At 64.2% G+C, this 6,587-nt stretch carries 6 protein-coding genes; 3 read left to right on the top strand and 3 right to left on the bottom strand.

Going from position 1 to position 6,587, the window contains the following annotated elements; translation table 11 throughout:
- Nucleotides 1–181: 181 nt before the first annotated feature.
- Both QZY03_RS05225 and QZY03_RS05220 read right to left on the bottom strand, forming a co-directional pair.
- Entirely contained in the window at nucleotides 182–601 is a 420-nt protein-coding gene (locus QZY03_RS05225) for a putative toxin-antitoxin system toxin component, PIN family (RefSeq protein ID WP_295578748.1), read from the bottom strand.
- A complete protein-coding gene (locus tag QZY03_RS05220; protein WP_295578745.1) occupies nucleotides 598–849 on the bottom strand; it encodes a hypothetical protein in 252 nt (83 codons plus the stop codon). Before QZY03_RS05220 ends, QZY03_RS05225 begins: the two co-directional genes overlap by 4 nt.
- Nucleotides 850–1,354: 505 nt before the next feature.
- Here QZY03_RS05220 and QZY03_RS05215 point away from each other — a divergent pair.
- Together QZY03_RS05215 and QZY03_RS05210 are read left to right on the top strand one after the other, a co-directional pair.
- Entirely contained in the window at nucleotides 1,355–1,540 is a 186-nt protein-coding gene (locus tag QZY03_RS05215; RefSeq protein ID WP_295578742.1) for a type II toxin-antitoxin system HicA family toxin, read from the top strand.
- 5 nt (nucleotides 1,541–1,545) lie between these two features.
- On the top strand, nucleotides 1,546–1,959 hold the full coding sequence (locus tag QZY03_RS05210; RefSeq protein WP_295578740.1) for a type II toxin-antitoxin system HicB family antitoxin: 414 nt from the start codon (nucleotides 1,546–1,548) through the stop codon (nucleotides 1,957–1,959).
- 483 nt (nucleotides 1,960–2,442) lie between these two features.
- Here the strand turns inward: QZY03_RS05210 and QZY03_RS05205 are convergent, their stop codons facing one another.
- On the bottom strand, nucleotides 2,443–5,835 hold the full coding sequence (locus tag QZY03_RS05205) for an HAD-IC family P-type ATPase (protein WP_295578738.1): 3,393 nt from the start codon (nucleotides 5,833–5,835) through the stop codon (nucleotides 2,443–2,445).
- A gap of 204 nt (nucleotides 5,836–6,039) precedes the next feature.
- On the opposite strand from QZY03_RS05205, the gene QZY03_RS05200 reads away from it, so the two are divergent.
- Nucleotides 6,040–6,291 carry a PepSY domain-containing protein gene (locus QZY03_RS05200; protein WP_295578736.1) on the top strand — a complete coding sequence of 84 codons (252 nt, stop codon included), beginning with the start codon at nucleotides 6,040–6,042 and terminating at the stop codon, nucleotides 6,289–6,291.
- Nucleotides 6,292–6,587: the final 296 nt, after the last annotated feature.

Here is a 6,587-nt window from a genome sequence, read left to right as displayed (position 1 = left end):
TTGCTACACCCTGCTTTCAGCTTGGCCTCACGGCTTCCACCTTGGGTTTCGCTACGCTTCTTGTCACTCGCTGCGGTTACCTCCTTTCAGGTAACAAGTACATGCCCATGTCGGGCACACTAGGGTCCGCTGTGCGGACCGCCCCCGGCTGGAGGCCGCCGCCGGAATCAGGGTTCATTGGTCAGGCAGCAATGAGTTCCGGCGCGAACCGCTCGGCAAACTCCCGCACGTTCATGATCGGTGTGCCGATCAACAGCCGCGCCTCGCTGAAATCGCCGTCGCCGGTGATCAGGGAATCGGCGCGTCCGGACTCCGCGCAGATCAGGAATCTTGCGTCTTTGCGGTCTCTCGGAAAGGGGATCTCAACGGTCGGCTGGATCATCCGGGTGCGCCTGCTCAACAAGTCCAACCAGCGGGCGATGACGGCGGACGACAGCTTGAACTTGGGCCGATTGACGACATCGATATACTCATCAATGATCTCGGGAGTGACCAGCCATTCGAGATCCGGTTGCGCGACGCACCATAGAATGACGCGCTCAGGCAGCCGATCCCGGATTGCGGCAGACACCAGAACGCCGGTGTCGATCACAACCCTCACCGGCCGCTCCGGTAATTCTCGATCTCTTTGGCGATCTCCGTATCCGTCATTGCTTGTGATTGCGGCAGTGCCTGGATCTCTTTGAACAGGGCGCGCCAGTTTTCTACCTCGCCAGGCTGCGTGCGTTGATCGACGACCAGGACTTCAACCAGGGCTCCTTTTGGAAAGGGCAGGTGCTCCAGAACGACGCGACCGCAGGCCCCGACCTTGACGTAAGTTTTATAGGCATTCATGGATTCGTCTTGCATGTCTTCGGTGAGGCGCCGCGTGACGCCGCGGATGGAAACGGTTTCTTGCTTGCCCCGGCCTCTGCGGGACGCACTACCTACGTTTAACTCTAGGCCGTTCCAGCCACGGCGACAAGCTGGAAGGTTTTCGCACACACCCCAGACCCCATCCCGGCAGAACTTGCGATCTCCGGGCTGGGCGTGACAACGGGTACCGCGGCATCGGCTCTCAGGCACTGGGCCGTAGCTCTCCCGGGGCGCCACCCACCGCATCACGGCCTTCTCCAACTCGACTACCAGAAATATGCCGACGCCAATGCCGACCGGCAACAGCCAATCGCTTGAGGCCAGGGGCGCCGTGTGGAGCCAGCGACTCAGGAACGGGGCATAATGGTCGCGGAATCCAGATGCAGGAGGACACCTTGCTGCGTCGCGGCGTGCTGGTTAGGATGCGTGGGGTTTTGCGTTTTCTGTTTTTCGTTGAGGATCGCTTGCCCCTCTATCTTTTCTGATCTAGCCTTCCCCCATGAAGGGACACGATATTGTCAAGCAGCTCAAGGCCGAAGGTTGGGCGGTGCTGCGCCAGGAAGGCAGTCATGTCCGGATGGGCAAAGGTGCGGCTCGCACGACGGTCCCGCTGCACGGCAAGCGCGACTTGAAACCCGGCACCTTGGCCGGCATCGAACGCCAAACCGGCATCAAGCTCAGGTAACCCCCATGGATATCCGCTACCCCGCGACTTTGACCCCGGAGCCCGACGGCGGTTTTGTGGTCCAGTTTATCGACTTCGGCGAAGCCTTCACCGAGGGTGAAACCCTGGAGGAGGCCCTATTCAACGCTGCCGAGGTACTCACCTTGACCCTGGATGGACGGATGGACGAAGGGCAGCCCATCCCCGCGCCCTCGCTCGCCCCCGACGCACTGTTGATTGCCCCCAGCGCCCGCATCCAGGCCGCACTGCTGGTGCGCCGGGCACGCGCGGATCGCCCCTTCGCCGAACTGGCCCGCGCTCTGGACACCTCCTGGCCAGCGGCTAAGCGACTGGAGGACCCGCACCATTCCCCAACAATCAAACAACTGGAGCGGGCCGCCGCCGCGCTGGGCAAGCGACTTGTTCTCGCCTTTGAGTAGAGCCTCTAGCAGCCTGTCGGACTTGATGAGGTAACCGATTGAAGTTAAAGAGTTTCAGCTTTTTTGGCGCAAATTTTTTATCTTCTATAATCAAGTTCTTACGCTGCAAGTCCGACAAACTGCTAGCGGTGTCAACCGACAATCCTTGACCTGGAAAGCATCGTCCTCACTGGCCGAATTGTCGAACGACAACATGGCGGAAAACGAGATGAAACGAAGCACGTCGTCAACGGCAGAAGGGCCTTGATCAATGTTCCGGCCGGCAGCCGCCTTTCTGGAGTCCAAGGCTTCAGCCTTGGTCTTGTATAGCCTTCGGACGTGATAACCGGACGTAGTAGGGGCGGGTTTCAAACCCGCCCCTACACGAAGATCTGTCTGGATGTCAGGTGCGAACGCTATACATCCAAGGCTGAAGCCTTGGACTCCGACCCGGGGTGGCCGGAACGATGGTCAAGGCCACAACAGGCGCCGCGGCGCCGGTTCTCAGGCACTAGGCCCTCGCGGGGGCGCTAACCACCGCACCACGGCCTTCTCCAACTCGACCACCAGAAAGATGACGACGCCGATGCCGACCGGCAGCAGCCAATCGCGTGCGGCCAGGGGCGCGGTGTGGAACCAGAGATTCATGAACGGCGCATAGACGAACAGGAGCTGCAAGAGGACCAGTAGGCCGACGGCCATCCAGACCACGCGGTTGGTGAACCACAGACTGATCCGCAGGCTGGATGCGTGCAGGAACCGGCTGTTGAACAGGAAGAACAACTGCCCAAAGGCGAGGGTATTGACCGCCATGGTCTGGGCCGCCGCCACCGAATAGCCGCGCCCCTCCTCGAAGAGAAAGACGGCGGTGGTGGCCGCGCCGATCAGCACCGAGACCAGGGCGATGCGCCAGATGAAATACCAGCCCAGGATGGGCGCGCCCGGGCGCCGCGGCGGGCGGCTCATGACCCCCGGTTCGGAGGGCTCGAAGGCCAGGGCCAGGGACAGGGTGACCGCGGTCACCATGTTGACCCAGAGGATCTGTACCGGCGCCAGCGGCAGGGTGAAGCCGAACAGGACCGCGGCCAGGATGACCAGGGCCTGGGCGCCGTTGGTCGGCAGCAGAAACAGGATCGACTTTTGCAGATTGTCGTAGATGGTGCGGCCTTCCTCGATCGCGCGTTCGATCGAGGCGAAGTTGTCGTCCGCCAGCACGATCTCGGCCGCCTCCTTGGTCGCCTCGGTCCCCTTGATGCCCATGGCGATGCCGACGTCGGCGCGCTTGAGCGCCGGGGCGTCGTTGACCCCATCGCCGGTCATCGCGACGACTTCGCCATTGGCTTGCAGGGCCTGGACCAACCGCAACTTATGCTCCGGGCTGGTGCGGGCGAAGATGGCGTAGTCGGCGACGATGGTTTGCAGTTGCGCGTCGCTCGCGGCCTCCAGTTCGGCCCCGGTGACGGCGCGGTCGTCGGTGGTGATGCCCATCTCGCGGCCGATGGCACTGGCGGTGCCGGCGTGGTCGCCGGTGATCATCTTTACCGCGATACCGGCCTGGCGGCAGGCGGCGATGGCCGTGATCGCTTCGGGTCGCGGCGGATCGATGATGCCCACCAGGCCCAGGAACAGCATCCACTGCTCCACATCGGCAACCCCGAGGTCGTCTTTGTCCGCCGCGACCTCGCGGATCGCGGCGGCCAGCACCCGCAGCCCCTGGGCGCTGAGACGGGTGATTTGGGCCTCCCAGAAGGCGTGGTCGAGCGGCTCCTCGGAGCCGTCACCGGCGCGTTGGCCGACGCAGCGCTCAAGCAGCCGGTCGGGCGCGCCCTTCATCAGGATGCGTCGCCCGCCCGCGGGCAGCCGGTTCAGCGTCGCCATGAACTTCAGATCGGAGTCGAACGGCACGACGGCCAGGCGCGCGTACTCCGCGGCGGCGAAGGCGGCCTTGTGGGCGAGGGTGCGCAGCGCGCCCTCGGTCGGCTCGCCGATGACCCGCCAGTGGCCGTCCTCCTCGGCGATCTCGGCGTCATTGCAGACCGCCATGACCTCGATCAAGGCCTGCAGGTCCGGGTGGGCCGCGACGTCGATCGGCAGCCCGTGGAGCGACAGGTGTCCGTCCGGGGCATAGCCGATCCCGGCCGCGTCGTATTGATCCACCCGGGTGACCACATGGCGTGCCGTCATCTCGTTGCGGGTGAGGGTGCCGGTCTTGTCCGAGCAGACCACGGTGACCGATCCCAAGGTCTCGACCGCCGGGAGTTTGCGGGTGATGGCGTTGCGCCGCACCATCTTCTGAACGCCGAGCGCCAGCGTGATGGTCATAATGGCGGGCAGGCCCTCCGGGATGGCGGCGACGGCGAAGCCGATGGTCGCCATCATCAGCTCCTCGACGCCGAAGCTGTGCAGGAACCAGCCGATCAGGACCATCACCACGGCCATCCCCAGGATGATCACCGAGAGCACCCGCCCGAAGGCGGTCATCTGCCGCGTCAGCGGGGTCTCCAGGGTCTCCACCTCCGCGATCAGCCGGTTGATCCGGCCCAATTCGGTATGGGGTCCGGTGGCGGTCACCACCCCGGTGCCCTGTCCGGCCGCCACCAGCGTGCCCGAGTAGGCCATCCCGCGCCGATCACCGATGCCGGCCGTATCGTCCACCGGCTCGCTGCCCTTGGTGCTCGGCACCGACTCGCCGGTGAGGGCGGACTCCTCGATGCGCAAGTTGACCGCCTCGAGCAGGCGCAGGTCCGCCGGCACCCGGTCGCCGGCCCGCAGGCGCACGATGTCGCCGGGGACCAGCTCGGCCGACTCGACCTCCATCCAGTGCCCGCCGCGGCGGCTGTGAGCGTGCAGCGAGAGCATCTTACGGATGCCCTCCAGGGCCTCCTCGGCCCGACCCTCCTGGATGAACCCGATGACGGCGTTGATCACCACCACCGCGAGGATCACCCAGGTGTCGATCCAGTATCCCTTGAGCGCCGTTGCGGCGGCGGCGGCAATCAGGATATAAATCAGGATATCGTTGAAATGCTTCAGGAAGCGCTTGATCGGCCCATCCTTCGGTGGGCTCGGGAGCCGATTCGGACCGACGGCCGCGAGACGCTTGGCCGCCTCGGCGGCGGTCAGGCCGTCCGCCGTGCTGTGCAGGGCGTGCAGGACCGCGTCGGCTTGCAGGGCGTAGGGGTCGCCGAGGTCGAAAGCACCGGGGGCCGCTGCCGCCCGCGCCGGCTCCTCGTCAACCCGCAAGTCGAAGCGATACAACAGCACCAGGCAGACGACGACACCGGCCAGAAACCAGTCCGGCCCGATCAGCCAGAGCACGAACGGGATTGCCAGCAGAAAGCCGCGGGTGCCGCGGTGGTAGTGGCCGCCGCCGCGATTGAGGGTGTCGGCAACCTGGTCGACGTCGGAACCAGTGAAATGTTCGGACGGCAGGTTGATCAGAAAGCCCGTGTGGTTGTAGTAGCGCAGCGCCAGCAGGAAATGCAGGAAGGCGTAGGCGAAGATGGCCGCGAGCAGCAGCAGCTTGAACCGCACCAGGTCCGGACCGCTCGGCGCCAGGCTCAGCGACTGCGACAGGCTGTTCAGGTCGAACCGATCGAAGGCAACCCCGACGACACCGAGGGCGGCCACGATGGCGGTGGACGCGAAGAGTGTTGCGGACATCACCCAATTGCGCAGGGTCTGAACGGCCAGGATGTCCCGGTCGCCGACGCGTACCGTCGCGACCCAGGCCCGGCGCAGCCGGTTGGAGCGGCCGCGATAAGTCCGCTCCGGCTCCCGGTGAAAGACGCGCCATAGGTAGGCGTGATAGGCGATCAGCAGCGCGAAACCCAAGCCATCGACGGCCCAGGCCAGCGCTGGGCGATCGAGCCCGGCGAGCAGAGTTGCGAATTGCATCAGTTTCTCCTTAATCAATCCCGCCGGATTGAGGGTTGGCGCGGTGATGACCTCAGCGGACGCTCCTACGGGCAGCTTGGGGCCGCGGATGTCCTTGGCAAGTGGGTTGCAAAGGTTTTACCAGAGCGGTAAAGTCAGATAATAACCGGCCGTCATGGGGTCGGAGTGACGAGGTATTTCAATGGCAAACCGAGAGGTTATGTGATGAAGATTTCATTGTTTGCGCTCGCCGGGATGGTCGTCGCCGCGCCCGCCTTTGCCTGGCGCGACGTGACACCGCAAGAACGCACGTCAATCGAGAGTACCCTCACCGCTCAGGGTTGCTCCGGCGGCGTCATGAAGTTCGATGATGACGACAAGACCTTTGAGATCGACGACGCCCGCTGCAACGGCAGAAAGACCGACATCTATCTCAATCAGTCATTCCAGGTTGTCCGGATGACGCCGGACCGCTAAACCGCGCCCAGCGCGGTCTGCGGTGTTTTTGGATGGGATCGGCCCCGGCAGACTCGACGATTGCTGAAGCCGGCGCGGTTTAAAGTTCTGATGGTAAGGCCGCGCTCGTAGGGTCCGCTGTGCGGACCAGCTATGGTAAGGCCGCGATCGTAGATCGATCGGGTCGGGGTGACGGGATTGCGCCCGTCACCCCTCCCACACCACCGGACATGCGGTTTTCCGCATCCGGCGGTTGAGCCTAGCGGGCTGTGCCCGCAAGCGTCCACCGAGATGAACGCCCATTGGACCCCTTCTTG

The sequence above is a fragment of the uncultured Lamprocystis sp. genome (assembly GCF_903933125.1).
Lineage (GTDB): Bacteria > Pseudomonadota > Gammaproteobacteria > Chromatiales > Chromatiaceae > Thiodictyon.
The sequence above is the reverse complement of the archived record's forward strand: the minus strand, read 5'-3'. Positions and strand labels throughout refer to the sequence as shown.

Bases quoted from the DNA above. Each gene is read 5' to 3' on its own strand.
- QZY03_RS05220 (WP_295578745.1), bottom strand. From the start codon at position 849: ATGCAAGACGAATCCATGAATGCCTATAAAACTTACGTCAAGGTCGGG.
- QZY03_RS05215 (WP_295578742.1), top strand. From the start codon at position 1,355: ATGAAGGGACACGATATTGTCAAGCAGCTCAAGGCCGAAGGTTGGGCG.
- QZY03_RS05210 (WP_295578740.1), top strand. From the start codon at position 1,546: ATGGATATCCGCTACCCCGCGACTTTGACCCCGGAGCCCGACGGCGGT.
- QZY03_RS05205 (WP_295578738.1), bottom strand. From the start codon at position 5,835: ATGCAATTCGCAACTCTGCTCGCCGGGCTCGATCGCCCAGCGCTGGCC.
- QZY03_RS05200 (WP_295578736.1), top strand. From the start codon at position 6,040: ATGAAGATTTCATTGTTTGCGCTCGCCGGGATGGTCGTCGCCGCGCCC.